The sequence below is a fragment of the Taklimakanibacter lacteus genome (assembly GCA_003576695.1).
Taxonomy (GTDB): Bacteria; Pseudomonadota; Alphaproteobacteria; order Rhizobiales; family Aestuariivirgaceae; genus Taklimakanibacter; species Taklimakanibacter lacteus.
The window spans coordinates 264,994-289,071 of the sequence record QOZQ01000007.1 but is presented as its reverse complement, the minus strand read 5'-3'; the positions used below and the strand labels follow the sequence as shown (position 1 = coordinate 289,071).

Annotated in this window: 20 protein-coding genes and 1 pseudogene; 7 read left to right on the top strand and 14 right to left on the bottom strand. The window is 63.7% G+C overall.

What is annotated here, in order from left to right:
- Nucleotides 1-241: 241 nt before the first annotated feature.
- The 10 genes from DT068_RS16235 to DT068_RS16190 all read right to left on the bottom strand — a co-directional run bounded on the left by DT068_RS16235 (nt 242) and on the right by DT068_RS16190 (nt 10,670).
- The gene (locus DT068_RS16235; RefSeq protein ID WP_368904765.1) at nt 242-1,399 is read right to left on the bottom strand and encodes an aromatic ring-hydroxylating oxygenase subunit alpha; all 1,158 of its coding nucleotides are present in this window, start codon (nt 1,397-1,399) and stop codon (nt 242-244) included.
- Nucleotides 1,400-1,526: 127 nt separating this feature from the next.
- Nucleotides 1,527-2,387 carry an aldose 1-epimerase family protein gene (locus DT068_RS16230; protein WP_119390907.1) on the bottom strand — a complete coding sequence of 287 codons (861 nt, stop codon included), beginning with the start codon at nt 2,385-2,387 and terminating at the stop codon, nt 1,527-1,529.
- Nucleotides 2,388-3,671: a UDP-N-acetylglucosamine 1-carboxyvinyltransferase gene (gene murA / locus DT068_RS16225; protein WP_119390906.1), complete on the bottom strand. Its 1,284-nt coding sequence runs from the start codon at nt 3,669-3,671 to the stop codon at nt 2,388-2,390.
- A 44-nt stretch (nt 3,672-3,715) separates the two neighbouring features.
- Nucleotides 3,716-4,672 carry a LysR family transcriptional regulator gene (locus DT068_RS16220; RefSeq protein WP_368904764.1) on the bottom strand — a complete coding sequence of 319 codons (957 nt, stop codon included), beginning with the start codon at nt 4,670-4,672 and terminating at the stop codon, nt 3,716-3,718.
- Between the two features lie 62 nt (nt 4,673-4,734).
- A complete protein-coding gene (locus tag DT068_RS16215; RefSeq protein ID WP_119390905.1) occupies nt 4,735-5,412 on the bottom strand; it encodes a DUF1028 domain-containing protein in 678 nt (225 codons plus the stop codon).
- 3 nt (nt 5,413-5,415) lie between these two features.
- Nucleotides 5,416-5,835, bottom strand: coding sequence for a RidA family protein (locus DT068_RS16210; protein ID WP_368904763.1), 420 nt, complete (start codon nt 5,833-5,835; stop codon nt 5,416-5,418).
- 13 nt (nt 5,836-5,848) lie between these two features.
- Nucleotides 5,849-7,063 carry an acetylornithine deacetylase gene (gene argE, locus DT068_RS28065; protein ID WP_162914232.1) on the bottom strand — a complete coding sequence of 405 codons (1,215 nt, stop codon included), beginning with the start codon at nt 7,061-7,063 and terminating at the stop codon, nt 5,849-5,851.
- Nucleotides 7,060-8,511, bottom strand: coding sequence for a 4-hydroxyphenylacetate 3-hydroxylase family protein (locus DT068_RS16200; RefSeq protein WP_119390903.1), 1,452 nt, complete (start codon nt 8,509-8,511; stop codon nt 7,060-7,062). The genes argE and DT068_RS16200 overlap by 4 nt, the downstream gene beginning before the upstream one ends.
- Nucleotides 8,512-8,608: 97 nt before the next feature.
- On the bottom strand, nt 8,609-9,424 hold the full coding sequence (locus DT068_RS16195; RefSeq protein WP_119390902.1) for a DeoR/GlpR family DNA-binding transcription regulator: 816 nt from the start codon (nt 9,422-9,424) through the stop codon (nt 8,609-8,611).
- Nucleotides 9,399-10,670 carry an ADP-dependent glucokinase/phosphofructokinase gene (locus DT068_RS16190; protein WP_119390901.1) on the bottom strand — a complete coding sequence of 424 codons (1,272 nt, stop codon included), beginning with the start codon at nt 10,668-10,670 and terminating at the stop codon, nt 9,399-9,401. The genes DT068_RS16195 and DT068_RS16190 overlap by 26 nt, the downstream gene beginning before the upstream one ends.
- Nucleotides 10,671-10,934: 264 nt before the next feature.
- Between DT068_RS16190 and DT068_RS16185 the strand changes: the two genes are divergently transcribed.
- Nucleotides 10,935-11,981, top strand: coding sequence for a hypothetical protein (locus DT068_RS16185; RefSeq protein ID WP_119390900.1), 1,047 nt, complete (start codon nt 10,935-10,937; stop codon nt 11,979-11,981).
- Between the two features lie 117 nt (nt 11,982-12,098).
- On the opposite strand, the gene DT068_RS16180 is transcribed toward DT068_RS16185, so the two are convergent.
- From DT068_RS16180 to DT068_RS16165, 4 genes are all read right to left on the bottom strand, one after another.
- Nucleotides 12,099-13,637 carry an FGGY-family carbohydrate kinase gene (locus tag DT068_RS16180; RefSeq protein WP_119390899.1) on the bottom strand — a complete coding sequence of 513 codons (1,539 nt, stop codon included), beginning with the start codon at nt 13,635-13,637 and terminating at the stop codon, nt 12,099-12,101.
- 3 nt (nt 13,638-13,640) lie between these two features.
- Nucleotides 13,641-14,501: a carbohydrate ABC transporter permease gene (locus tag DT068_RS16175; RefSeq protein WP_119390898.1), complete on the bottom strand. Its 861-nt coding sequence runs from the start codon at nt 14,499-14,501 to the stop codon at nt 13,641-13,643.
- Complete coding sequence (locus DT068_RS16170) at nt 14,494-15,441, bottom strand: carbohydrate ABC transporter permease (RefSeq protein WP_368904762.1); 948 nt, start codon at nt 15,439-15,441, stop codon at nt 14,494-14,496. Before DT068_RS16170 ends, DT068_RS16175 begins: the two co-directional genes overlap by 8 nt.
- A gap of 63 nt (nt 15,442-15,504) precedes the next feature.
- Nucleotides 15,505-17,151, bottom strand: coding sequence for an extracellular solute-binding protein (locus DT068_RS16165; protein ID WP_119390896.1), 1,647 nt, complete (start codon nt 17,149-17,151; stop codon nt 15,505-15,507).
- 271 nt (nt 17,152-17,422) lie between these two features.
- Between DT068_RS16165 and DT068_RS16160 the strand changes: the two are divergent.
- The 6 genes and pseudogenes from DT068_RS16160 to DT068_RS16135 form a co-directional block, all read left to right on the top strand.
- Nucleotides 17,423-17,806: pseudogene (locus tag DT068_RS16160) on the top strand (ATP-binding cassette domain-containing protein); the annotation flags it as partial.
- A gap of 65 nt (nt 17,807-17,871) precedes the next feature.
- A complete protein-coding gene (tkt, locus tag DT068_RS16155; RefSeq protein ID WP_119390894.1) occupies nt 17,872-19,842 on the top strand; it encodes a transketolase in 1,971 nt (656 codons plus the stop codon).
- Between the two features lie 15 nt (nt 19,843-19,857).
- The gene (xylB, locus tag DT068_RS16150) at nt 19,858-21,336 is read left to right on the top strand and encodes a xylulokinase (RefSeq protein ID WP_119390893.1); all 1,479 of its coding nucleotides are present in this window, start codon (nt 19,858-19,860) and stop codon (nt 21,334-21,336) included.
- Between the two features lie 123 nt (nt 21,337-21,459).
- A complete protein-coding gene (locus tag DT068_RS16145; protein ID WP_119390892.1) occupies nt 21,460-22,140 on the top strand; it encodes a GntR family transcriptional regulator in 681 nt (226 codons plus the stop codon).
- Between the two features lie 6 nt (nt 22,141-22,146).
- On the top strand, nt 22,147-23,139 hold the full coding sequence (locus tag DT068_RS16140) for a proline racemase family protein (RefSeq protein ID WP_119390891.1): 993 nt from the start codon (nt 22,147-22,149) through the stop codon (nt 23,137-23,139).
- A gap of 52 nt (nt 23,140-23,191) precedes the next feature.
- Nucleotides 23,192-24,034, top strand: a complete 843-nt coding sequence (locus DT068_RS16135) for a transporter substrate-binding domain-containing protein (protein ID WP_119390890.1) — start codon at nt 23,192-23,194, stop codon at nt 24,032-24,034.
- The last annotated feature ends 44 nt before the right edge of the window (nt 24,035-24,078 follow it).

Below are 24,078 nucleotides of genomic sequence, written 5' to 3'. Positions count from 1 at the left end.
CCTGTAACCCTCGCCCCGCTTTAGCGGGGAGAGGGTAGGGGCCCGACGCGAAGCGGCGGGAAGGGTGAGGGGCATCGGTATCGGAACAACTTTACTTCACCCATGTTCTCTTCACCCTTTTAATAGAAAGCCCTTGATGGGAGCCGAGCGAGCTCTGCCGCAGGCCCCTCACCCTCCCATTGCTTTGCAATGGGCCCCTCCCGCTGAAGCGGGGCGAGGGTAAGGGCAACGGCCTCTCCGCTCATTCCGCCGCAACGGCGAAGGAGCGCTCGATGCCGGCGGTGCGCTCCGCAATATATTGCATGAAGTCATAGATCGGCCGCTCGAGATAGGAGAGGTGCCCGGGGGCGGCTTTCTCGGCATTGAGGCCGCGGAATACCCTCTCGGTGCATTGCCGGTCCTCGACATTGACCTCATCGAGAAGCGTCTTCAGCGTCGTGATATAGTCGAGCCCCTTCGGGTCGTCGATGAAATCGGGCGACAGGCCGCCGCCAAACACCATATGCACCTTGCCGACACCCTTGGGATGGAGGCACAGATACCAGAAATAGCCCGGGGTGAGCGTGATGAGATGGCTCGGATAGATGGCCAGCAGCGCCGTCGTCTTGCGCCATTTGCCCTCGAGCCTTGTGTTGTTCGGATGCGCATTGCCGATGGGCAAGGAGGCGTCCTTGGTGATCCAGTGATAATTGAAGGCCCGGAGCCCGGGCGGGCACTCCATCTCCTCGAGCCTGGAATAAGGTCCGACGGTCGCCGCATGGCAGACCGGCAAGTGATAGCTCTCCATGAAGTTCTCGGCGAGGACCTTCCAGTTGGTGTCCCACACATGCGTCTCGCGGAAGCACTCGACATAGTTCTCCATGCCGTACTGGGCGATCATGTCTTCGAGCGGCTTAAGCGTCTCGCCGATGGCGGGTGCTTGCGCGTTGAGCGTGATATAGATCCAGCCCAACCATTCTTCGCAGCGTATCGAAGGCAACCGGTAGTCTTCCTTGCAGAAGCCGGTGGTCTCCTTCATGAAGGGAGCGCCCCGCAGACTCCCGTCGAGATTATAGGTCCAGGCGTGGTAGCGGCAGACGATGCTGCGGGTATTGCCAGCCCCCTCAAGCAGCGTCGACATGCGGTGCAGGCAGACATTGGACAGCGCGCGCAGCATATTGTCACCGTCGCGCAGCACCACCACCGGCTGTCCGGCGAGATCATAGGTGATATAGTCGCCGGGCTTCTTGAGCGACGCCGAGCGGCCGATGCAGATCCAGTCCTGGGCGAAGATCTTCTCCAGTTCGCGCGCCAGGAAGGCCTCGCTGGTATAGACGCCGGGCGGCATGGCGCGTGCATCGGGGAAGGGGCGAGCCGCTGTTCCGGCAAGTTCGGAAAGGGTGGAGTCGAGCAGCTTCACGGGGCGTTCCTCCAGCTGTTTCATCACCAGCCTAGACCGGATTTGGCCTGGGCACCAAGCCGGCCGTGCCTAGGTTTGGATGAAGCAGAAGTCCGGAAACTCATAATTTCCAGAAGCTGTTCGGCGTCTAGCCTTCTAAGCTGAAGACCGCTGCATGCGCAGCCGCATTGCCTGGGGCAAGGCGGCGCAGAGACGGCTTGTCGAAGATGTCGCCCTCGAAATGCTCAGGGTCGCCATGGCCGGTCCAGGCTTCGATCGAGAGCAAGGGCGCCCCGGCGCGACTCCACAGCGCATAATGCGGAAAGTCCTCGGTCCGCATGGCGATTGCCGATCCATCGGGCGCCTCGAAGCGCACGGAGCGGCTTCTGACATTGAGAAAGCACAGCGCTTCGGCGGCGAAGGTTTCGGGAGACAATCGCAAGCAGCGGCCATCGAGGTCGGTCTTGCGGCGCTTTGCGGAGAAGAGTCCGCCGGGCGCGATGACCGGCACCTCGGGATCTTCATCCGCCTCGAACAGGATCGCGTAATCGGTACTGTCGCCGCCGGCGAAGGGCCAGCGGAAGCCGGGATGCAGGCCGCAGGCATAGGGCAGGTCACGCTCGCCCGGATTCTCGATCGCAAGCTCGACCCTGAGCGCGTTGTCGCCCAGCTGGTAGCGGACGGCGAAGCGGAAGGCGAAGGGAAAGATCGCCATGGTCTCGGCACTGGAGGCAAGCGCGAGGCGAACATGATCAGGGCCTTGCTCGGCCACGGTGAATTGGCTTTTCGACGCAAAACCATGAACCGGCATCGTGATCCGCCGCCCATCGACCCGGATCTCGCCATTCCGGCTCCAGCCGACCAGGGGAAACAATATGGGCGCGGTCTGCGACCACCAGGCCGGATCGCCGTTCCACAGGAGATCGCGGCCATTGACCGACCACGAGCGCCACTCGGCGCCGAGCGGCGCAATGCTGGCGCGGGCATTGCCGTGCTCGAGAGTGATCATTCAATCCATCCGCTCGATCCTGGCGCCCAGGCTCCGCAGCCGCTCGTCGAGACGCTCATAGCCGCGGTCGATCTGCTCGACATTCTGGATTTCGCTCTGGCCATTGGCGCACAAGGCCGCGATGACGAGCGCCATGCCGGCGCGGATGTCGGGGCTCGACAGGCGCTGGGCGAAGAGCGGCGAAGGCCCGACGACGACCGCGCGATGCGGGTCGCACAGGATGATGCGGGCACCCATGGCGATCAGCTTGTCCACCCAGAACAGGCGGCTTTCGAACATCTTCTCGTGGATCAGGATCGTTCCGGCGGCCTGGGTGGCGATGACGAGCGCGATCGAGACGAGATCGGCCGGGAAAGCGGGCCAGGGACCGTCATCGATCTTGGTGAGGGCGCCATGCAGGTCTTCCTGGATGTGAAGCTGCTTGTGCCGCGGCACGAGGATGTCCTCGCCACGCACTTCCCATTCGATGCCGAGCCGTCCGAAGGCGATCGCGGTCATGCGGTGCTCGCGCGGCCGGCAATTCCGGATCAGGAGCTCGCCGCCCGTTGCCGCGGCCAGCCCGATGAAGCTGCCGACCTCGAGATAATCCGGCCCGATTTCATGGGTGGTGCCGTGCAATGTCGCAACACCATGAATGGTGAGCACATTGGAGCCGACGCCTTCGATATCGGCGCCCATGCCGATGAGCAGTTGGCACAGATCCTGGACATGAGGCTCGCTGGCGGCATTGTGGATATGGGTTGTGCCGGGGGTGAGGACAGCCGCCATGACGACATTCTCCGTCGCCATCACGCTCATCTCGACCAGGAAGATATCGGCGGGCTTCAGGCCCTTGGGGGCCGACAGGTGGTAGCTGTCGGGCGAAATTTCCACCTCGACGCCCATTTCCTGGAAGGCGAGGATATGGGCATCGAGCGGCCGCCGCCCGATGCGGTCGCCGCCCGGGCGCGGCAAGGTGGCCTGTCCGGTGCGCGCGAGGAGCGGCCCCGCCAGCAGGAACGAGGCGCGAATGGCCTGCGACAAGGAGCGGTCGGGCACGCTGTGGCGAATGGGCGCTCCGGTGAAGGTGGCCCGGTTGCCGATGATCTCGGTGACGGTGCAGCCGAGATTCTGGGTGAGCTTCGACATGACGCGCACATCGGCAATGTCGGGAAGGCGGGTCAGGGTGACCGCCTCATCGGTGAGAAGCGTGGCGGCGATGGCCGGCAGCGCCGCATTCTTGCTGCCCTTGGGTTCGATCTTTCCCGAGATCGGCTGACCGCCCTCGATCAGAAAACGGGCCATAGGTGCTCCTTGTTGGGTATAGGGGGATCGTCTCTATAGAGAGATCAGCCGAGCGGCGCCATGCCCGGCAATTCATCGGTGGAAATCAGCTTGCGGCAGTGGCTTTCGAAGGCTTGGGTGACGCTGGTCTTGCGCAAACCCCTGAGGGTCGCCATGCCGAGAACCATCGGCGGATGATCGCCGGCAAGAGGCACATAGGCGAGCGGCCTGCCATTGAGGGCCGCCTTGTTGCGCGGCCGCGCGGTGGCGAGCGAGAAGCCGAATCCGCTCGCCACATAGCTGCGCACCGCCTCCGGATATTCCGACCGGGCGAGGATATTGGGCACGACATTCTCGCGCATGAAGACCGACATGAAATATTCTCTGGAGAGCGGCAGGTCGAGCAGGATGAAGGGCAGGTCGGCAAGCTGGCTCAGGTGTACCGGCGCTTCCCGGGCGAGCGCATGATCCGCCGGCAGCAGCGCATAGGTCGGCAGCTCCGCCAAGGGCTCGAAGGCCACATCCTCGGTCAGGTTCTGCGAATAGGTGATGGCGAGGCTGATCTCGGCCTTGCGCAATTTGGCGATGAGCTGGGCCTCATCGCCCTCCGACACATGCAGCTTGACGCGCGGATACTGATCGAGAAAACCCTTGCAGACTTCCGAGATGATGAGCGGCGCATAGGTGCGGAAGGAGCCGATATTCAAGGGCCCGCTGATCGAGCCCGCGACTTCGTCGGCGACATTGTGCAGTTCTTCCGTCTGGTCGAGCAGCGTCTTCGCCGCCTGCAGGAAGCGCTCGCCCGCGGGTGTCAGGGACAGGCCCTGCGCATGGTGGCGCACGAACAGCTGCAGGTCGAATTCTTCCTCGATCTGGGCGATGGCCGTCGACACGGAAGGCTGCGAGATATTGAGCCGTTCGGCGGCGAGCTTGACGCTGCGGGTCTCGCCGGCGGCCACGAAATAAAGCAGCTGCCGCAATGTGAAGCGCAGCGGCGACCGGCTTGGATCCCCTTTAGTCACCCGTCAAATCTCCTGAACGGGCAAGTCTAGGGCAACTGCGAAGGCCGGTTCAATGCCCAGCCCTATTTGTCGCCAGGCACGCCATAGCTGGGCGCCGTGGACGGGTTGAGCGCGCGGGTGACATAGGCGTCCATTTGCGGCGCCCAGAGCTGCCACAGGCGGGCAAGCTCGCCCACCGGGTCGCTCTCATGCCAGTCTATTCTCAGATCGGCGACGGGCCAGCCGACATCCCTGACCAGCAGCATGCCCGCCGAATGGACCGGCCCTTCCTCGCCGCCAGCGCTGAGGGCCGCCTGCATCGCGGCGATGAGACGGTCGCCCAGAGGGGCGTCCTCAGTGGCAAGGAAGGAGTCCACCATCCGGTCGGGAATGGCGGGCGTCTTCAGGAGATTGCCGGCCGCCACGACATTGGCCGCCTCGGCGGTGCCATGGACGCCCAGTGTCTTGACGCCCGAGAAGGAGGCAGTCCCGCCCTGGCGGTCGACCAGAGCCAGCTGGCGATAGTCGATATGCCTGGCCTCGGCGCGAAGCTTCGCGAGGGCGTCGCGGGCGCCAAGGCCGCCCGCCAGCAGATCGAGCCCCTTGGGCCCCAGCATCGGGTCGGTGATGTTCTGGGTCGCCACCGCGCCGGCCCGGGCGCGCGCATGGGCGCAGCGCGCCGCGACGCAGGGGCTCGAGGACGACACCGCGATGCCGAACATGCCGGTCCTGGCGCAGCGCGCCGAGATCGAGAAGGTCATGGCCTATGCCTTGTCCGGAATGACGGCGGTCACCTCGATCTCGACCAGCCATTCTGGCCGTGCCAAAGCGGTCACCACGAGGCCGGTGGAGCAGGGGAACACGCCTTTGAGCCACACGCCCATTTCGCGGTAGACCGCCTCGCGGTGGCGGATATCGGTCAGATAGACGACGATGCGGCAGACATGGGCCATCTCGCTGCCCGCTTCCTCGAGCAGCAGCTTGATGTTCTCCATCGTCTTGCGCGTCTGCAGGCCAGCATCGCCAATATGCACGCTTTCGCGCGTGTCGAGGTCCTGCGCCACCTGGCCGCGCAGGAACACCATGGTGCCCCGCGCCACCACGCCTTGCGACAGGTCGTTGTCGAGCTTCTGCTCGGGATAGGTCTGCTTGGTGTTGAACGGACGAAGGCGCTTGTGGATCACGGTGTTTCCCCTGTCATTGGCGAGATGCATTACGAAGTGTCTTGATCGGTCTGTCCAGCCATTCCGCAAGGGGCCGGTCGAGCCGCTGCGCCAGGCGCTCCATCATGCGATTGGCGGCGGCGAGCTCATCGAGGCCGATCCATTCATCGGCCTTGTGGGCGCGGGCCATATTGCCGGGGCCGCAGACGATGGTGGGAATGCCGGCGGCGCTGTAGAGGCCGGCCTCGGTGCCGAAGCTCACGGTCGCCGGCTTGTCCTCGGCCGCTGCAAGCCCTGCCACGATGGAAAGGGCGGGATCGCCTTCTTGTGTGGCAAGGCCCGGATAGCTCGTCATGTCCTCGACGGCGATATCGGCCTCGGGCGCCGTCCGGCGCAGGCGATCACGTTGCGCCGCGACGCCGGCATCGATCTGCGTCAGCAGCGCACCGACATCCGTGCCGGGAGTGCTGCGGATCTCGAATTCGATCACCGCTCGGTCGGGAACGAGATTGAGGGCGGAACCGCCATGCAGCGAGCCGACATGGACCGTCGTATAGGGCGGATCGAAGGCCGAAAGGGCGGCAGCCCCGGATGCGCAATCGCGCGCGATGTCATCGATCAGCGAGACGATCCGCGCCGCGGCCGTCACCGCATTGGCGGCGCGATGCGGCATGGCCGAATGGCCGGTCAGGCCCTTGACGATGATGCGCCGCGCCACCTTGCCCTTATGGGCCGATACCGGCTTGAGCGAGGTCGGCTCGCCGACAATGCAGAAGGCGGGAAGGACTTCCATCTGCGCCACGGCGGCGACGAGATCCGGAGCGCCCCGGCAGCCGATTTCCTCATCATAGGAGAAAGCGAGATGGATGGGCGTGGCGCTCGCCATGCGCTTGAAGACGCCGATATGAGCGAGGACGCAGGCGATGAAGCCTTTCATGTCGCAGCTGCCGCGGCCATGGATGCGCCCGCCGCGCAAGCTCGCGCTGAAGGGCGGGCTCGTCCAGCCGGCTTCATCCGCCGGCACGACATCGGTGTGGGCCGAAAGCACGATGCCTGTCCGATCGGGCGGTCCGATGGTGGCGAGGAGCGATGCTTTCCGCCCCGACCTGTCGGCAATTCGCCGCGCCTTGATGCCTTCGGCTGCAAGCGCGGCCTCGACATATTCGACCAGATCGAGATTGGAGTCCGAGCTGACCGTCGGAAAGCCGATCAGCCTGTCGAGATGAGCGACAGTGGCGTCGAGTCTCACAGCGAGCCCTTCACCCGATCGGAGAGATTGGCCGACTTGCGCACGAAATCGAGAGGGCCGGAGAAATCGAACGCGCCATAGACGGCGGCCAGATGGTTGAAATGCGGGGCCTGCGCGAACTGCACGAAAGTGAGGCGATGATTGGCATAGTCGGAATTGAGAAGGTCGCGCGCGAAGGCGAGCAGCTTGCGCCGGTCCTCCGCCTGCCAGGCCTCGTTGAGGCTGTAGAATTTGGCCAGCCAGTCCTTTGAATCGCCATTGCTGAAGGCCGCCGCATTGGGCGTCACGCAGATCTGGCCGCCACAGAGCTCGCGCGCGATATGCATCATCTGCGGAAGATTGGCGCAGGCATGGATGCGTCCGGCATAGAGCATGGATTGATGCGGCATCAGGAGGCCGCCGGGGCTTTTCTGCGCCAGTGCGATCGAGGCGGTCAGATGCGCATTGATGCCCTCGCGGTAGCAGACGAGATCGGCGAGCTTCTCGCGCACCGCCTGCAGCTTGTCGAGGCCGGTCTGCTTGGCGTTCCACAAAGCCGCGCCGATCATCATGTCGGCCACATAGAGGAGGCGCAGCGTATAGGGGAAGGCGGAATAGCGGTGCAGCGTGCCGCGGATATAGGAAGCGGCGCGCGTGTGCCGGTAGAAGAAGACGTCCTCCCAGGGCACCAGCACATTGTCGAGCACCATCAGGAAGTCGACCTCGTCGAACCTGTTCGCGAGCGGATAGTCTTCCGGCGTGCCGCGCCCCGAGAAGCCGGAGCGCGCGATCATCCTGACGCCGGGCGTCCCCATCTTGATGATCCCGCCCACCGCATAGTCGGAGAGCTTCTCATTGGTCCAGGCGCCGACCGTCGGCTTGAGAAAGGCCTGGTCGGCATAGCCGGCGGCGGTCTCATACTTGGCGCCGCGCACGATGATGCCCTTATCGGTCTCCTTGACGACATGCACCATCATGTCGGGATCCTGGTCCTGCGGCGGCTTGGAGCGGTCGCCCTTGGGATCGGTGTTGGCCGAGACATGGAAGACATCCGTCTCGATCACGCGCTGGATATGGTTGGTGATGTTGCGGGAGAATTGCGGATCGATCTCGTCCAGTACGTCACGGCCGTCATAGAGCGACCACATCTCGCCTACGGTCTCATCGCCCACGCGCGTGACGACGCCGCCGATGTCCGAGAGCACCGTGTCGACGGCCTTCCATTTATCATGCCAGTCCTGCTGCACTCTGGGCAGGCGGTTGAAGATGGAGTGGCTGTCATTGTTCTCAGCATAGGTCAGCACCGCCGCATGCTCGTCGTCATGCTGCATGTCATACATGCGCGCCCTGATGTCGATGATGGGCTTGAGCGCCGAATGACGCGTGACATCCCTGACCCGTTCGCCGTCGATCCAGACCTCGCGCCCGTCACGCAGGCCGTCGCGATATTGCTCACCCGTCCGTATCATGGCTTCCAAGCTGCTGTTCAGGGGGGTAAAGGCTAGACGAGGCGGGCAGTCGGCGGAAAATATTTAATTCTGGCGGATTGGTTCAATAAAACCGAACTCAGCGCTGTTCTCCCGCCACGTTGGCGACGGTCACCTTGACGTTGAGCGCCCGCAAGGCGGCCAGGTCATCAGGGCTCGCCCCGTCATCGGTGATGATTTCCGAGATCGCGGCAATATCGCAAAAGGCCGAAAAGGAGGGCGCCCGGAATTTCGTGCTGTCGATCAGCAGGATGGCGCGGCGCGCCGAGCCGATCATCGCCCGTTTGAGGGCGGCCACCTCGAGTGAGGCATCGGTGAGGATGCGCCCGGTGATGGCATAGGCGCCGACCAGGCAGATATCGGCATGGATCGTGCCGAAGAAGGTCACGCCGGGCTCGCCGACCATCATCTGCGAACCGGGCCGCACCGAGCCGCCGGGCACGATCACCCGCCAGGACGGGCATTCGGCGCACAGGCGCGCGGTCTCGATACTGTTCGTCACCGCCGTCAGCGGGATCTGCCGCTCAGCCGTGGCGCGCACTGCTTCGAGCACCGTCGATCCCGTATCGAAGATAACGCTGTCGCCCGGATTGACGCGCAAGGCGGCGAGTGCGCCGATGGCGCGTTTCTGCGGATGCTGCAGCTCGGCATTGAGGGAGGGCTCATGCTCGAAGGTCGCTCGCAACGGTGGCACCAGCAGGGCGCCACCATGGGTGCGCTCGAGATAGCCGCCTTCGGTCAGCTGCTCGAGATCGCGGCGGATGGTGGAGGCCGAGGCGCCGATCTCTTCGGAAAGCTCGATGATCGAGGCCGCCCCGTCGCGACGCAGGCGATCGAGGATCATTGCCCGGCGCTTGGCCGGGATGATCTCAACCCGCTTGGACTGTATTTCCATGGCGCATCCCTGTTGCGGCGGTCGCTTTGGACGGCGCGTGCCGGCCAAGCATCAGAAGGCATCCGCCGGTGAAGCTGTCGCCGAGTCCGACCGTTGCCGTCGGGTGGTCGAGATGGGGCGAGGCGCAGGCGACGAAGGACCAGGAGCCATGCTGCGCCAGCACCGGGAAGGGCGGATCGGTGAAGGTCGCGCGCGCGTCGATCTCCTGCGGATAGGCCGGCACGCCATGGCTGGCGCGCGTGCCGGCAAGCAGGCAGCCCATCATCAGGGCCTTGCGTTCTTCCCCCGCATCGCCCCGCGTCACCGAAGCTGCCCAGTGATCCGCATGCACGCAAACGCGGTCGAGACAGAGCCTGGCGCCGAGATCGGCCATGCTGCGCATCAGACCGGAATCCTCGGGCATCAACTGTATGAATTCGGAATGACTCATGCCGATGGAGGTAATGCTGCCTGCGAGCCGTTCGATCACGCGGTCGCGATGTGCTGGCGTGTCGTAGCCGGCAAGCTCCAGATGGATCGTCGTGAGGCCACCCGCCCGCCACTGGCGCAACATGCGGGTGACAGCCTCGACTTCCGCATCGATCCGATCGTAGGGAATGCTGTTGAAGCCCGAGATAAGCCCGGCGCCCGCTTGCGGTGCGAGCTTTACGCTGAGCGCATCGAATTGCTGGTCATGCTCGAGACCTGGGTCGTGGAAACGCACGATAATGCGCGACGAACGCTGCGGCATGACGTCATCGATCGCCTTTCCGGCGGTGAATTCGATGATGAAGATTTCCGGCTGGCGCGGCCCGCGTGGAGTGATCTCGGCGGCGCGCTGCGCCTTGCCATTCTCGGCGATCAGTATGCCGGGATGAACCTGGCCGAGCTTGTGCGCGCTGCGGTCCTCGAGCGCGATGAGGGCCGGCGCGCCGATCGCCGCCAGCGACCAGGCGGCCTGCGGACCGGTGCCGCCGAGCGCGTAGCTGATGGGGATATGGTTGGCGAGCCACGCCGGACCTTCCGGCCACTCGATGCGGACCTCACCGCCAATGCCGCGCGCCGCGCGGTCCTTGATCAGCTTGCCGAAGGCCTGCGCTGCTTCAGGTGCTGTTGGCTGGAAAAGGGGGCCAAGCTCATGTGCGATGATGCGCGCATCGACGCAGGCACTGAGGCCGAACAGCATCAGCGGCGCGGAAGCTGTGATCCGCGGGATATCGGCGATGAGATCCCGGTAGAGACGGCTCCAATCTGCAGCGGCTACCATTTTTCTCCCTTAGCTCGCAGATTCGTCAGGTTGCGCGCGAGTGGCCTCATAGAGGGTCAAATTGCAAGAACTGTCAATCAGATTGAGAGATTTTGGCGTTTTTGAAGATGATTTAAATAATTAAGTTATATCAATAGATTAGAGTTAGATCGTGGGGACGCTCAGGTGCGAAGTGTGACATATATTGAAAAGTTTTGATAGTTCTTGCTCATTTTGAGGCCGGATGTTAAGGAACCACCCAGCAGACACCAGGAGATTGGTTTTATGACCACGAAGTTGGACGAGAAGCTGGCGCGCATCCGGGCCGGCAAATACAAGCCTACGGATTTCATCCTTGCCGATGCCAAGGATGGCGACATGGGGTCGGGCGTCCTGGGTGCGGCACCGAAGCGCGCGGCCGATGGCACGCGCCTGCGCGGCAAGACCCGCGCCGAATATCTCGACGACATCCAGGCCGTGGTGAAGCAGGGCATCGTCGATGTCATGCTGGTGTCGGCGTCCAATCTCGAATTGCTGCATGAGCGCGGCGTCTTCAAGAAGAGCAAGGTCAAGCCGGTCATCCGCGCCAATGACACGACGGATTGCTGGGGCCTCATCCGCCACGGCACCTATCACAAGCAGGCCTCGCGCCCGTTCCGCACCGCCAGCCTTCCGCGCGTGATGTACAACGCATCGGCGCCGGTGAAGACGGCGAAGAAGCTCTACCTTACCGATCTCGGCCTCTATTCCATCACCATGATGAACGATGTCGAAGCCGATGCGCGCACGCTGGAGGCCTTCAGCGCCTTCCGTCAGGATGCCGCCAATAACGGCTTCAAATATTTCCTCGAAGTCTTCAACCCGAATCTCCCGCACACCATGGAGCGCGAGGCGCTCGGCGAATATATCAACGACTGCATCCTGCGCTGCCTTGCCGGCGTGATGAAGGCCGATCGCCCGCAGTTCCTCAAGATCGTCTATAACGGCCCCAAGGCCCTGGAAGAGCTCGCGACCTATGATCCGAGCCTCGTCATCGGCATTCTGGGCGGCGGCACCGGCACGACGCGTGACACCTTCGAGCTGCTGCAGCAGGGCGAGCGCTACGGCGCCCGCGTGGCCCTGTTCGGCCGCAAGATCAACCAGGCGGAAGCGCCGCTGACGCTCCTCACCTTCATGCGCCAGATCACCGACGGCACGATCCAGCCGGACGAGGCGGTGCGCGCCTATCACGGCGAGCTGCAGAAGCTGGGCCTGAAACCCTTCCGCTCGCTCGAGGAAGACCGCGTCATCACCGAAGAGCCGCTCAAGCGCGCGACCCTCAAGGCCGCCTGACGTCTCGCAAGCCTTCTACAAGAAGCATATGGTTACTCCCTGGACTGCGTCGGACCCTCAAGGTCCGGCGCTTCTTTTTCACCCATTTCGGCCGGGAAGTTGCGCGCGTGGGGAATGTCATTGCCGATTGCGGAAATGAGCGAGCGCGTCATGGGTGGAAGCAAGCGCCGGTGACAGGCCCGCATAGGCCGAGTGATAGAGCTCGTCATAGCGCTTCGCCCATTCGGGATCGGGCTCGACGATCTTCACCTGGCCGAGCCCTTCCGCCATCTGTAGGCGGGCTTCCGCCACCGAGCGGAAGAGGCCGGCGCCCAGGCCGCCGAGGATCGCCGCGCTGAGGCACGTGGCCTCGCTGAGCGGCGTCACTTCCAGCGGCTGCCCGTAGATGCTGGCCTTGGTCTTCATCATCAGCGCGTTGCGCGTGCCGCCGCCGATCACGCGGATACGGGTGATGGGTGCGACGCCGTCGATCCGGCGCAAATGATCGAGGCCAAGGCGCGCATAGAAGCAGAGGCCTTCAAGAACACTGCGGAACAGCACGCCCGGCGTGCTGTCGCCGGCGAGGCCGACAAAGGCGCCGCGGGCATTGGGATTGGGATAGGGCTGATCGCCGCCGCGCAATTGCGGCAGGAAGCACATTCCGTGGCTGCCCGGCGGGACGCCCCTGGCCTCCTCGATCAGGCTGTCATAGCTGGCGCCACCCACCAGGCGGCGAAACCACTCGATGGCGCCGCCGGACGTGGTGAGGCCGCACATCAACTCGTAATGCGGAGCATCGAGGGTGAGCACGCTTTGCTGATTGCCGCCCCGGCGCAGCCGGTCATCGAAAATGGGCTTGTCATTGCCGAGGACCAGGCCTTCCGCCGTGCCCATGCTGTCGAGCAGGATGCCCGGCGCCTCGCTGTCGGCGGCGACCGTGCTGATCACATGATCATGCCCGCCGGCCGAGACGACGAGCCCTTCCGGCAGGCCGCTTTCGGCCGCGCCCGTTCTGTGCACGCGCCCGACCGCCGCGCCATTGGCGATAAGGGGGGCGAAGAGCGAGGGCTCGATGCCGAGCCTGCCGATGAGCTCATCGGCCCAGCGCAGGCCCGCCAGATCGAGGGCATTGGTGCGCGATGCCAGGGTGAAATCGGTGCGCGCCTCGCCGGTGAGGCGGAAGGCGACCCAGTCGGCCATATTGAGCCAGCGTCGCGCCTTTGCGAAGACATCGGGATGCGTGCGGCGCCACCACAGGATCTTGGCGAGGCCGAAGCGTGCATCGACGGTAGTGCCGCTGGTCCTGAACACATAGTCGTCGCCGAGCTCGCGGCACATCGCTTCGCCATCCGCCACCGTGCGCCCGCAATACCAGGCGATGACCGGCCCCAGTTCCCGGCCTTCGGCATCGATGAGAACGCCCGCTTCACCCATGCTGCCGGTGGCGAAGCCCTGGATGACGCCATGCGCCTCAGCCGACCGGGCAAGCGCCCGCAGGACCTTGCACACCATCTGCCACAGTTCCTGCGGGTGATATTCGGCCCAGCCGGCCTGCGGGAAATGCGTCGGCGTGGCTTCCGCCGCCTCGGCGACGATGCGCCCCTTGAGGTCGATCGCGACAGCCCGCACGCGGCCCGTGCCGAGATCGAGGCTCGCCAGCAATGGCTCAAGCGCCAAAGCCTATCCCCTGACCGCGCCGAGCGTCAGCCCGCGCACGATATAGCGCTGGGCGATGAGCGCGATGATGACCGGCGGGATGATTGCGGTCATGGCTCGCACGCCCATGAACCAGAATTGCACGCCACGCGTATCGATGGCGCCCGCGATGTGGACAGGAACCATGATGGCGGAGTTGCTGCCGATCGCCACAGCGAAAAGGAACTCGTTCCAGGTGAAGGCAAAGATGATAAGGCCTGCCGCCGCCATCGAAGGTGCGGCAAGCGGCAGCGCAATGCGCCAGAAGGCACCCCAATGCCCGGCGCCATCAATGAGGGCGGCTTCCTCGAGCTCGATGGGGAGATCGAGGAAGGTCTGGCGCAGGATCACCACCACATAGGGAAGCACGAAGGTGGCGTTGATGAGGATGAGGGCGAATTTGGTGTCGAGCAGCCCCAGATAGCGCATGGTGAGATAGAAAGGGATGACGGTGGCGACCGGCGGCAGGACGCGCTGCGACAGGAACCACACGGTGATGTCGCGGTTTTTCCAGCGTTCGAATCGGAAGCGGGCGATCGCATAAGCCGCAGGCGTGCCAAGCGCCAGCGCCAGAAGGGCGGCGGACACCGAGACCACGGTGCTGTTATAGAGCGCCATGCCGGTTTCCGGCGTGCCGAGCTGGTCGATCCAGTTGTCGAGCGTCGGCGTGAAATTGATCCAGGGAATGCCCAATCCCGCGACGGTGAATGTGTCGAGCGGGTTGCGCAACGACTGTGAAAAGGCCCAGTAGATCGGAAAGATGAAGACGAATGCCACCGTTATCGCGACGATTGACGCGATGGCATCGCCGAGCCGTGATTTGGGCTTGTTGGGTCTGTCACTCATAGGAGAACCGCATGCGCCGGAAGAAGAGCGTTATGATGATCATGACCACGATGAGCAGCGCATAGGCCATGGCGCTCGCATAGCCCAGATCGAAGAAGCGCAGGCCGGTGCGGAAGGCCAGCAGCGAGAAGGGCTGGGTCGCCACACCCGGACCGCCGCCGGTCATCGAGAACGGGATATCGAAAAGCTTGAGCGATTCGGCGAGCCGCAGCAGCAGCACGATGATGATCGTCGGCACCAGCAGGGGCAGCATGACTTCCTTGAGCATGTCCCAGGGGCTGGCGCCATCGACGCGGGCGGCCTCATAGAGCTCGTCTGGAACGCCCTGCAGACCGGCCAGGAAGACGAGAAAGCAGAAAGGCGTCCACTGCCAGACATCGACGAGGATGACAGAGGCCAGTGCCCCGTTCGGGCTGGAAAGGAAAGGAATGCCGGTCCAGGCGAGAGGGCCGCCCACCTCGTAGAAGATGGTGAAGAACGTATAGCCGACCGCCAGCGGCGTCGCGAAAATCGGCAGAATCATGATGGCGCGCAGCACCGGCCTGCCGAAAATATGCTGGTTGAACAGGACCGCGAGCAGGAATCCGAAGATGAGCTCGAGCGGTACCGCGATCAGAACGAAGAGCGCCGTCACGCGGATAGCTTCGCCAACTTGCGGATCGCCGAACAGGCGCTTGAAATTGTCGATCCCGATGAAGGTCGCGATATTGACCTGGTCCTTCTTGACCACCGTCTTGATGCGCGGCTGCCCCTGATCGTCGAGAACAGGCTTGCCCTCGGCGTCGAGGATAGGCTCCTTGACGCGCGTCACCTCGACCTTCTGCTCGATCTTGTAGAAGGCGAGATAGAGCGAATAGCCGAGCGGGAAGACCGTGAAGGCCAGCACCCAGATGACGGCCGGCGCAAGCAGCATGAAACGGATTTTACCGGTCCAACGCATCTCTATTCTTCCGGTTGAAAGACGATCGGGGCGGCCGCGGCCGCCCCGATCCAATGCCGTTTGTTACGGCGTGTAGCCGATGGCCGCCTGATAATCGGCCTTCTGCTTGTCGCGCCCGATGCGGTCGGTGACGCCTTCCCAGGCTGTCGCCGTGTCGTCGAGCGCCTGCTTGGCGCTCTTGCCGCCGCTCATCGTCGCCGACAGGTTCTTGTCGAGAATATCCCAATACTCGAACGAGCCGGGGATGCGCAGATAGGTCAGCATCGTCGGGGCGTAGAAGACCTCGTGATAGGCATGGGTATAGGTCTTCGCGTCATTGGCGTCCCAACCGGCCTTCACATAGTCCTCGATCTTGGCGGTGCCGCCGTCTTCTTCCAGGAACTGGTAGGAGAAGCCTGGATCGACGCCATCCCAGCCAACTGTGGCCATCATTTTCGAGACCGGACGCATCGCCATCAGCGACAGGAAGGAATAGGTCGCTTCCGGATTGGCCGAAAAGTTGGAGACCACGCCATGCCACGAGCCGCCGGTGGTGTTGCCGACGAGGCGCGGCTTGTCGAGCTTGACGAATTCCTTCTTCTCGAAGTCGTAGTATTCGTTCGATGAGGGCATCATCGCCGCGGCGCATTTGCCCTTGATCTTCGAGCGGCTTTCATCCTGGCAGAGCGCGCCGACGTCGCCCCATGAGAACACGAACACCGACTTGCCGCGCAGGAAGTAGTCCCACGCTTCGCCGAGCGACCAGCCGACCTGCGCCGCCGGGCCCGTCTTGTGCAGCTCCTGCAGGAATTCGAGCGCCTTCAGGTGGCCCGGGCTGTTGATCAGGGGCTTCATGTCTTCCGGATCAAACCAGTAGACATTCTGCGTACGCGTGACCTTGTCGCCCGGATTGATCACGAAGGACGAGGAGAGCGACTGGAAGTGATAGTGACCCTGTTCGCCGACCTTGAGGTGGAGAACCGTGCCGCTGTCCGGATCGGCATCGCCCGCATCCCAGTTCTTGCCGTTGAAATATTTCGAGATGTCGAGCAATTGCTGCCAGGTCTGCGGCGGGTTGGGCAGGTCGTAGCCATATTCCTTCTTGAACGCCGCCTGGTGCTCGGCATTGCCCAGCATGTCGGAGCGATAATAGAGAACCTGGCCGTCGCCGTCATTCAGCACGCCATAGCCGACACCTTTCCATTGATGCAGCGCCTTGAGCGAGGGCGGCATGTCATCATAGGTCCATTTCGGATATTTGCCGGACTTCTGTAGTTCGTCGATGGCGTAGCCATAGCCCGCAGGCACGATGTCGCCATACCAGAAGGCGCCGACCATGAAGGCATCGTACTGGCCGGTGCCGTTCCTGAGGTCGAGCATCATCTTGGTATAGTGTTCGGCGAAGGGCAATTCGACGATGTTCACCTTGCCGCCCGACAGCTCTTCCCAGACCGGGCGGAACTGATGGAGCGGACCGCTGATGCCGCCCTTGGGGCCGGCGCCATTGACGGTGACCGTGATCGTCACATCCTTGAAGGGCTGCTTGTCGGGGCCGAATTCGCTCCCCAGCTCTTCCCTCGATGTGGTGATCACTTGATTGTTGTAGGCCTCGCCGAGCTTGATGAGGACGGTCCCGTCGTCCTTCCATTCGACATTCTGACCTGCAATGGCCGGTGTTGCGAGCAACGCCAATGCGGGCAAAGCAAAAAGCGACCACTTCAGTGGATGCATGATTGACTCCTCCCATGTTGCCAGTCGTGCGGACGCACTCTGTTTGATCTGACGGGGCGAGCATACATTCTTGATGAGAAAGCACAACTGTCGATTCAAGTTTTGTATGACGAAACCGCTGGTGCAGTGCAGCGAAAACATGAGCATTTACGATCATTTTCGGTGCATCGCCGTGATCATTCGTCCTCGGCGAGAATGCATCTCGACCAAAGTCGGATGATGCAATAGGTTCGCTCCGTGCAAGGAGTGCTTGGCGTAAAGGGGGATCTCAATGGCTTCTGTCGATGTCGTGGATGTGCGCAAGGCCTATGGCGCCCATGAAGTGATCCATGGCGTGTCGATCGGCATCAGGGATGGCGAGTTCGTGATTCTGGTCGGCCCGTCGGGCTGCGGGAAGTCGACCCTGCTGCGCATGATCGCCGGCCTGGAGGCCATTACCAAGGGCGACATCCGGATTGCCGAAAAATTAGTCAATGACCTGCCGCCTGAGGATCGCGACATCGCGATGGTGTTCCAAAACTACGCACTCCGCCCGCACAAGACAGTTGCGGAGAATATGGGCTTCGCCCTCAAGCTGCGCCGGGAGCGCGCCACGGCTAGGCCTGGCGAAAAGCTGGCGATCACGCCGCATCTCGACGCGGTTCATCTCCTCGATGAGACAAGCGGCCGGCGTCTCAACTGATCTTCATTCTCATCATCTGACCTGAAAGGCATCCTTGAATGGATTCGCTGCTGCCCCAAATGGCGAATGCCCTGCGCTTCCTCGCCGCCGATGCGGTCGAGAAGGCGCAATCGGGCCATCCCGGCATGCCGCTCGGCATGGCCGATCTGGCGACCGTGCTGTTCACCCGTCATCTGAAATATGATGCGGCGGCGCCCGGCTGGCCGGACCGCGACCGGTTCGTTCTCTCCAACGGCCATGGCTCGATGCTGCTTTACGGGCTGCTGCATCTGACGGGCTATGAGACGGCGACGCTCGATGAATTGAAACGCTTCCGCCAGGCGCATTCGCGCGCCGCCGGCCATCCCGAGCTCGGGCATATGGCGGGCATTGAGACGACGACCGGTCCTTTGGGGCAGGGCATCGCGACGGCGATCGGCATGGCGCTTGCCGAGCGCATGCTCAACGCAGAATTCGGCGACGATCTCGTCGACCACCGCACCTTTGTATTCTGCGGTGATGGCTGTCTGATGGAGGGCGTCAGCCAGGAAGCGATCTCGCTTGCCGGCCACATGAAGCTCAACCGCCTCATCGTCATCTTCGACGACAATGGCACGACGATCGATGGCGCGACCAGCCTCGCCACGTCGGACGATCAGCGCAGGCGCTTCGAAGCCTCGGGCTGGATGACGCTCAAGATCGACGGTCATGATCGCCAGGCGATCGACACCGCCCTCACCACGGCGCGGGCATCCGATCGCCCGACCCTCATTGCGGCCCGCACCCGAATCGGTTTCGGCGCGCCCACCAAGGAAGGCAAATCCATCGTCCATGGCGCGCCGCTGGGGGAAGCCGAGCTCACGGGCCTGCGCGAAAAGCTCAACTGGCCGCATGCGCCCTTCGATATTCCGCAGAACCTCATCGCCGCCTGGCGCGCGGCCGGCAAGCGCGGCAGCGCCGATCATGCGCAGTGGAAGAGACGGCTCACCAAGGCGGCACCTGATCGCCGCCGGGAATTCGAGCGCCGCATGGCCGGCCGGCTGCCCAAGGGACTCGAATCTGCCGTGATAGCGGCGCTCGACGATTTCGCCGGCAATCCCGAGGCGATCCCGGTGCGCCAGGGCAGCCAGAAGGCGGTTGGCGTCCTGGCCAGGCTCATGCCGGAACTGATCGGCGGATCGGCCGACCTGACTGGCAGCGTGCTGAGCAAGCCCGCCGAAATGCCGTCGCTCGATCTCGCCTCCTTCACGGGCAAGCATATTGCCTATGGCGTGCGCGAGCATGGCATGGCGGCGGCACTGAACGGGCTTTCGCTGCATGGCGGCTTTCTTCCCTATGGCGGCACCTATCTCACCTTCAGCGATTATTGCCGGCCCTCCATGCGGCTTGCCGCCCTCATGGGCATCAAGGTGGTCTTCCTGTTCAGTCATGATTCGATCGGCGTCGGCGAGGACGGCCCGACGCATCAGCCGATCGAGCAGCTGGCCTCGTTGCGCGCCATGCCGGGCCTGCGGGTCTATCGTCCGGCCGACAAGGTCGAGGCGCTCGAATGCTGGTATGATGCCGTTGCCGGCGAGGGGCCGAGCGTGATGGCCGTCGCGCGCCAGAAGGTGCCGCAGCTGCGCACCGAAATGCGGGACGACATGCCGGCGCGAAGCGGAGCCTATGTGATCTCCGGGGACGCCGGCGATCGCGATGTGACGCTCCTGGCGACGGGATCGGAAGTGAGCCTTGCCGTCGAAGTCCGGAAGCTTCTGGCCGCCACGAACCTCAAGGCGACGGTCGTCTCGATGCCGTGCTGGGAGGCATTCGAACGGCAGCCGGCCGGTTACCGCGCCGATGTGCTGGGGCAGGCGCCACGCTTCGCCATCGAGGCGGCTTCGCCCTTCGGCTGGCATCGCTATGTGGCGGATGATGCGCATATCATCGGCATCGACCGTTTCGGCTTTTCCGGGCCCGGACCGCAAGTCTATGACGAGCTTGGCTTGACGCCCGCGAAAATCGCGCAAAAGGTGCTGGCCTCTCTCTGATCCGGAAAGGCCCGCATGTATCTCGGCATCGATATCGGCACATCCGCCGTCAAATTCATTCTCGTCGATGCGGCGCAGGAGGTGGTGGCGAGCGCCGAGGAGCCTTTGGCGCCGGTGCAACCCAGGCCGCTGTGGTCCGAGGACGATCCGGAGAAGTGGTGGCAGGCGGTGGCAACGGGTCTCGATCGCCTGGCGCGCGACCACGCCAAGCCCATGTCCGGCGTGCGCGGCATCGGCCTTTCCGGCCAGATGCATTCGGCCGTTCTCCTCGATGCAGCAGACCAGCCGGTTCGCCCGGCCATTCTGTGGAATGACGGGCGCTCCACCAGGGAAGCGGCCGAGCTCGCCGCATTGGGCATCGGCCTGCAGCGCGAGACTGGTGTCCTGCCGATGCCCGGCTTCACCGGCCCGAAATTCCTGTGGCTCAAGCGTCACGAGCCTGACGCGGTCAAGCGCACGCGAACCCTGCTGATCGCCAAGGATTTCATCCGCCTGAAGCTTTCGGGCGAGAAGCTCACCGATGTCACCGATGCGGCCGGCGCCTGGCTGATCGATCAGGACAAGCGCCAATGGTCGCAAGCGGCCCTCGCCGCCTGCGGCATCGACGCGCAATTGCTGCCGCGCCTGGTCGAATCGCGCAGCGCCGGCGCTCCTTTGAAGGACGATCTGGCCCGGCGCTGGGGACTGCCGGTGAATGTGGTGATCGCTGCGGGTGCAGGTGATGTCGCCGCGGGCGGCATCGGCGTGGGCGTCGTCAATCCAGGCGATGGCTTCGTGTCCTTGGGCACATCCGCCCAGGTCTTTCTCGCCGACACGAAACATCTGCCGGATCCCGAGCGCCTGGTGCATGCCTTCTGCCATGGCCTGCCCGATCGCTGGTTCCGAATGGCGGCATTGTTGAATGGCGCAAGCCCGCTCGCCGCTTTCGCGCGCTGGTCGGGAGAGGCCGATATCGCGGCCCTGCTGCAGGAGGCGGAAGCGAGTTTCACCGGACCGTCCTATCTCCTGGCGCTTCCTTATCTTTATGGCGAGCGCACGCCGCTCAACGATCCTCTGGCGCGCGCCGCTCTTGTCGGCATGACGAATTCGACGACGCGTGCCGACCTGGTGCAGGCCATTCTCGAAAGCGTCGCCTTCTCTCTCGCCGACGGTCTTGATGTTCTGACGGGGGGATCAGCCAAGCCCCAGTCGCTGGCGCTCATTGGCGGCGGCGCGCGCTCGGCCTTCTGGGCGAAGCTCATCGCCTCGATCCTCGAGGTCAGCCTGGTGCGCTATGACGCGTCCGACCGCGGACCTGCCTATGGCGCGGCACGGCTGGCGCGGCTCGCCGTCACCGGCGAGGAGGCGAGGGCGGTCGTCATTCCGCCTCCGGTAAAAGATGTGATCGCGCCGGACCCGGCCCTGAGTGAAGCCTATCGGCCGCGGATCGAAGCCTTCCGCTCATTATATAGAGCGTTGAAGCCGGTCTGGCCGCTGGTGACTGGTCAAGCGTAAATTCAAAATAAATCAGATAGTTAAGCCGTCTGCGCGCGATTCTTCGGGGATCCGCCCGGAAAGCCTTGACTCAGGGGACGGTATCTTAATATTGTACGGTGTATACACCATACAATACGGAACATGAACAAACCTCTTCGTCATGATCTTTCCGCCGCCATTCCCGAGGGCCTTGCCGCCCTTCTGGAGAAGGCGATCATCCTGGGCGAGCTGGCGCCGATGGCGCGCCTGACCGAGGAAGAGGTCGCGGCCCGTTATGGCGTCTCGCGCTCGCCGGTGCGCGAAGCATTGCGGCTGCTGGAGCGCGACGGCCTCGTTCTGCGCGCGGCGCGGCGCGGCATCTGGGTGGCGCCGCTGTCGCTCAAGGATTTCGACGAGATCTATACCTGCCGCATCGAGCTCGAAGGCGTTGCCGCCGAGCAGGCGGCAAAGTCGACCGATGCCGAGCGCAAGAAGGAGTTCGCCGGCCTGCTCGAGGAGCTGCGCGCGGCGCATGCGAGGGGCGATGGCCGTGAGTTCTTCATGGTCGACGTGCGGGGTTCCGCGCTCACTTATGATCTCTCCGACAACCGCACTTTGAAGCGCCTGCTCGCCAGCCTCGACAAGCAGGCGCTGCGCTACCGCTTCATCGGCTATGCCCATAATCCACAGATCGTCGACATCACCATGTCGCGCACCGCCGAGATCTATGAGGCGATCGTTTCCGGGCAGCCCGAGCGCGCCAAGGAACTCACCGAATACATCATTCACTACATCTGGCAGTTCATGCGGGGGGCCATCGCCGAGACTTTCGGCAAGGAATGATCCCAAATGCTGCGTATTGCGTCCTCTTTCGATGTCATCGACTCGCACACGGCAGGCCACCCGACCCGTGTGATCCTGAGCGGCGTTCCCGCTCTTTCGGGCAATTCGGTGCGCGACGCCCGCGACGATTTCCGCCGCCGCTTCGATCATCTGCGCACGCTGCTGCTGCATGAGCCCAGGGGCCATGCGGCGATGGTGGGCCTCGTGCCGGTGCCGTCGCGGGTCGCCGATTACGGCGCCTTCTTCATTTCCTCCTATGTCTATCTCGATATGTGCGGCCACGGCACCATTGGCTATGCCAAGACGCTCGCCGCCTCGGGACAGATCTCACCTGCGACCGGCGACAGCTTCACGCTGGAAACGCCGGCCGGCATCGTCACGGTCGGCCTCGTCTGGGGCAAGGACGGCGGTCTCCGGTCGGTGCGCCTGCGCAACGTGCCGAGCTACCTGGCGATCGAGAAGGTCACTGTCGATGTGGCAGGCCTTGGGCCTGTCTCCGCCGACCTCGCCTATGGCGGCATGTGGTATGCGCTTGTCGATGCCGCGGCCCTCGGCGTGAAGCTCGAGCCCGGCCATGTCAGCGAATTGCTGCGCCTCGGCAGCGTCATCAAGACGAAGCTCAAGGAAAAGCTCGCCGGCAACACGCTGATCGGCAACGACCCGGCGCCCAGCGTCCTCTTCCATGCCGATCACGGCGCGGAAGGAAGCACGCATCTGCTGGTTCTCGATATCAACAAATTCGACCGCTCGCCCTGCGGCACCGGGACATCGGCGCGGCTCGCCCAGCTCAGGCGCCAGGGCCGCATTCCCGCCAATGGCGTCTACCGGGCGAAGAATATTCTGGGCGTGCCCTTTCTCGCCCGCATCGCCGGCGAGACGAAGGTCGATGGCTTTCCCGCCATCATCGCCGAGATCGAGGGGCAGGCCCATATCACGGCTCACACGACGATCGTTCTCGAAGCGGACGATCCGATCGGTGAGGGGTTTCTTTGCCGGTAGGCATCCTGCCGGCAGGGGAGGTTACGCTTCAAACAAGAAGGAGGACGCGTAAATGAAGTCGCTTACATTGAAATCGCTGGCAGCGCTGGTGGCGCTCTGCTTTGCGATCATCTTGACGCCACAGCCGGCTTCGGCCGAAGACGATCCCTCGGCCGTGCTCAACCAGATCCGCTCCAGCGGCGTGCTCAAGATCCCGGTGATGACCGGCGAGGAGCCGGGCTATATCAAGGACAAGGACACCGGCGCCTGGAGCGGGTTCTATGTCGAGTTCCTGACCGAGATCGCCGAGGCGCTCGGCGTGAAGATCGAGCCGGTCGAGACCACCTGGGGCAATCTCGCCGCCGACTTCCAGTCGGGCAAGATCGACATCGCCATCGGCGTCAATCCCAATCCCAAGCGCGGCCTCGTGGTCGACTATCTCTGGGAGGCGCTGTTCACCGATGCCTGGGCGGTGCTCACCCCCAAGGGCAAGCCGGTGAAGACCTGGGCCGAGCTCAATGATCCGGCGAAGAAGGTCGTCGTCCAGAAGGGCTCGACCATGCAGATCGTCGCCGAGGCGCTTCTGCCCAAGGCGACCATCACGCCGGTCGAGGACCGCAACCTGGCGCTGCTCGAATTGCAGGCCAACCGCGCCGACGCCATCGTCTTCTCGATCTTCGATGCGCTGCAGATCACCGGGCAGGGATTGGGCGATGTCTCGCTGCCCGAGCCCATCCTGCGCAATCCGGCGACGCTCGCCGTGGCGCGCAAGCCCGGCAATGCCGGCTTCATCAACTTCCTGACCAACTGGGTGCTGCAGCAGCGCTCTCTGGGCTTGGCCCAGGGCAAGCTGGCGCGGTCCTGGGAATCGCGCGGCATCGATCTGTCGATCCTGCCCGCGGGCTTCAGCTTCTGACCTGAAGCCGTCTGCAAACAGGCCTGCCGGTTGCGACCGGCAGG

Coding starts and splice junctions, on each gene's coding strand:
- DT068_RS16230 (WP_119390907.1), bottom strand. CDS start 2,387: ATGATCACTCTCGAGCACGGCAATGCCCGCGCCAGCATTGCGCCGCTC.
- murA (WP_119390906.1), bottom strand. CDS start 3,671: ATGGCCCGTTTTCTGATCGAGGGCGGTCAGCCGATCTCGGGAAAGATC.
- DT068_RS16215 (WP_119390905.1), bottom strand. CDS start 5,412: ATGACCTTCTCGATCTCGGCGCGCTGCGCCAGGACCGGCATGTTCGGC.
- DT068_RS16200 (WP_119390903.1), bottom strand. CDS start 8,511: ATGATACGGACGGGTGAGCAATATCGCGACGGCCTGCGTGACGGGCGC.
- DT068_RS16195 (WP_119390902.1), bottom strand. CDS start 9,424: ATGGAAATACAGTCCAAGCGGGTTGAGATCATCCCGGCCAAGCGCCGG.
- DT068_RS16190 (WP_119390901.1), bottom strand. CDS start 10,670: ATGGTAGCCGCTGCAGATTGGAGCCGTCTCTACCGGGATCTCATCGCC.
- DT068_RS16185 (WP_119390900.1), top strand. CDS start 10,935: ATGACCACGAAGTTGGACGAGAAGCTGGCGCGCATCCGGGCCGGCAAA.
- DT068_RS16175 (WP_119390898.1), bottom strand. CDS start 14,501: ATGAGTGACAGACCCAACAAGCCCAAATCACGGCTCGGCGATGCCATC.
- DT068_RS16170 (WP_368904762.1), bottom strand. CDS start 15,441: ATGCGTTGGACCGGTAAAATCCGTTTCATGCTGCTTGCGCCGGCCGTC.
- DT068_RS16165 (WP_119390896.1), bottom strand. CDS start 17,151: ATGCATCCACTGAAGTGGTCGCTTTTTGCTTTGCCCGCATTGGCGTTG.
- tkt (WP_119390894.1), top strand. CDS start 17,872: ATGGATTCGCTGCTGCCCCAAATGGCGAATGCCCTGCGCTTCCTCGCC.
- xylB (WP_119390893.1), top strand. CDS start 19,858: ATGTATCTCGGCATCGATATCGGCACATCCGCCGTCAAATTCATTCTC.
- DT068_RS16145 (WP_119390892.1), top strand. CDS start 21,460: ATGAACAAACCTCTTCGTCATGATCTTTCCGCCGCCATTCCCGAGGGC.
- DT068_RS16140 (WP_119390891.1), top strand. CDS start 22,147: ATGCTGCGTATTGCGTCCTCTTTCGATGTCATCGACTCGCACACGGCA.
- DT068_RS16135 (WP_119390890.1), top strand. CDS start 23,192: ATGAAGTCGCTTACATTGAAATCGCTGGCAGCGCTGGTGGCGCTCTGC.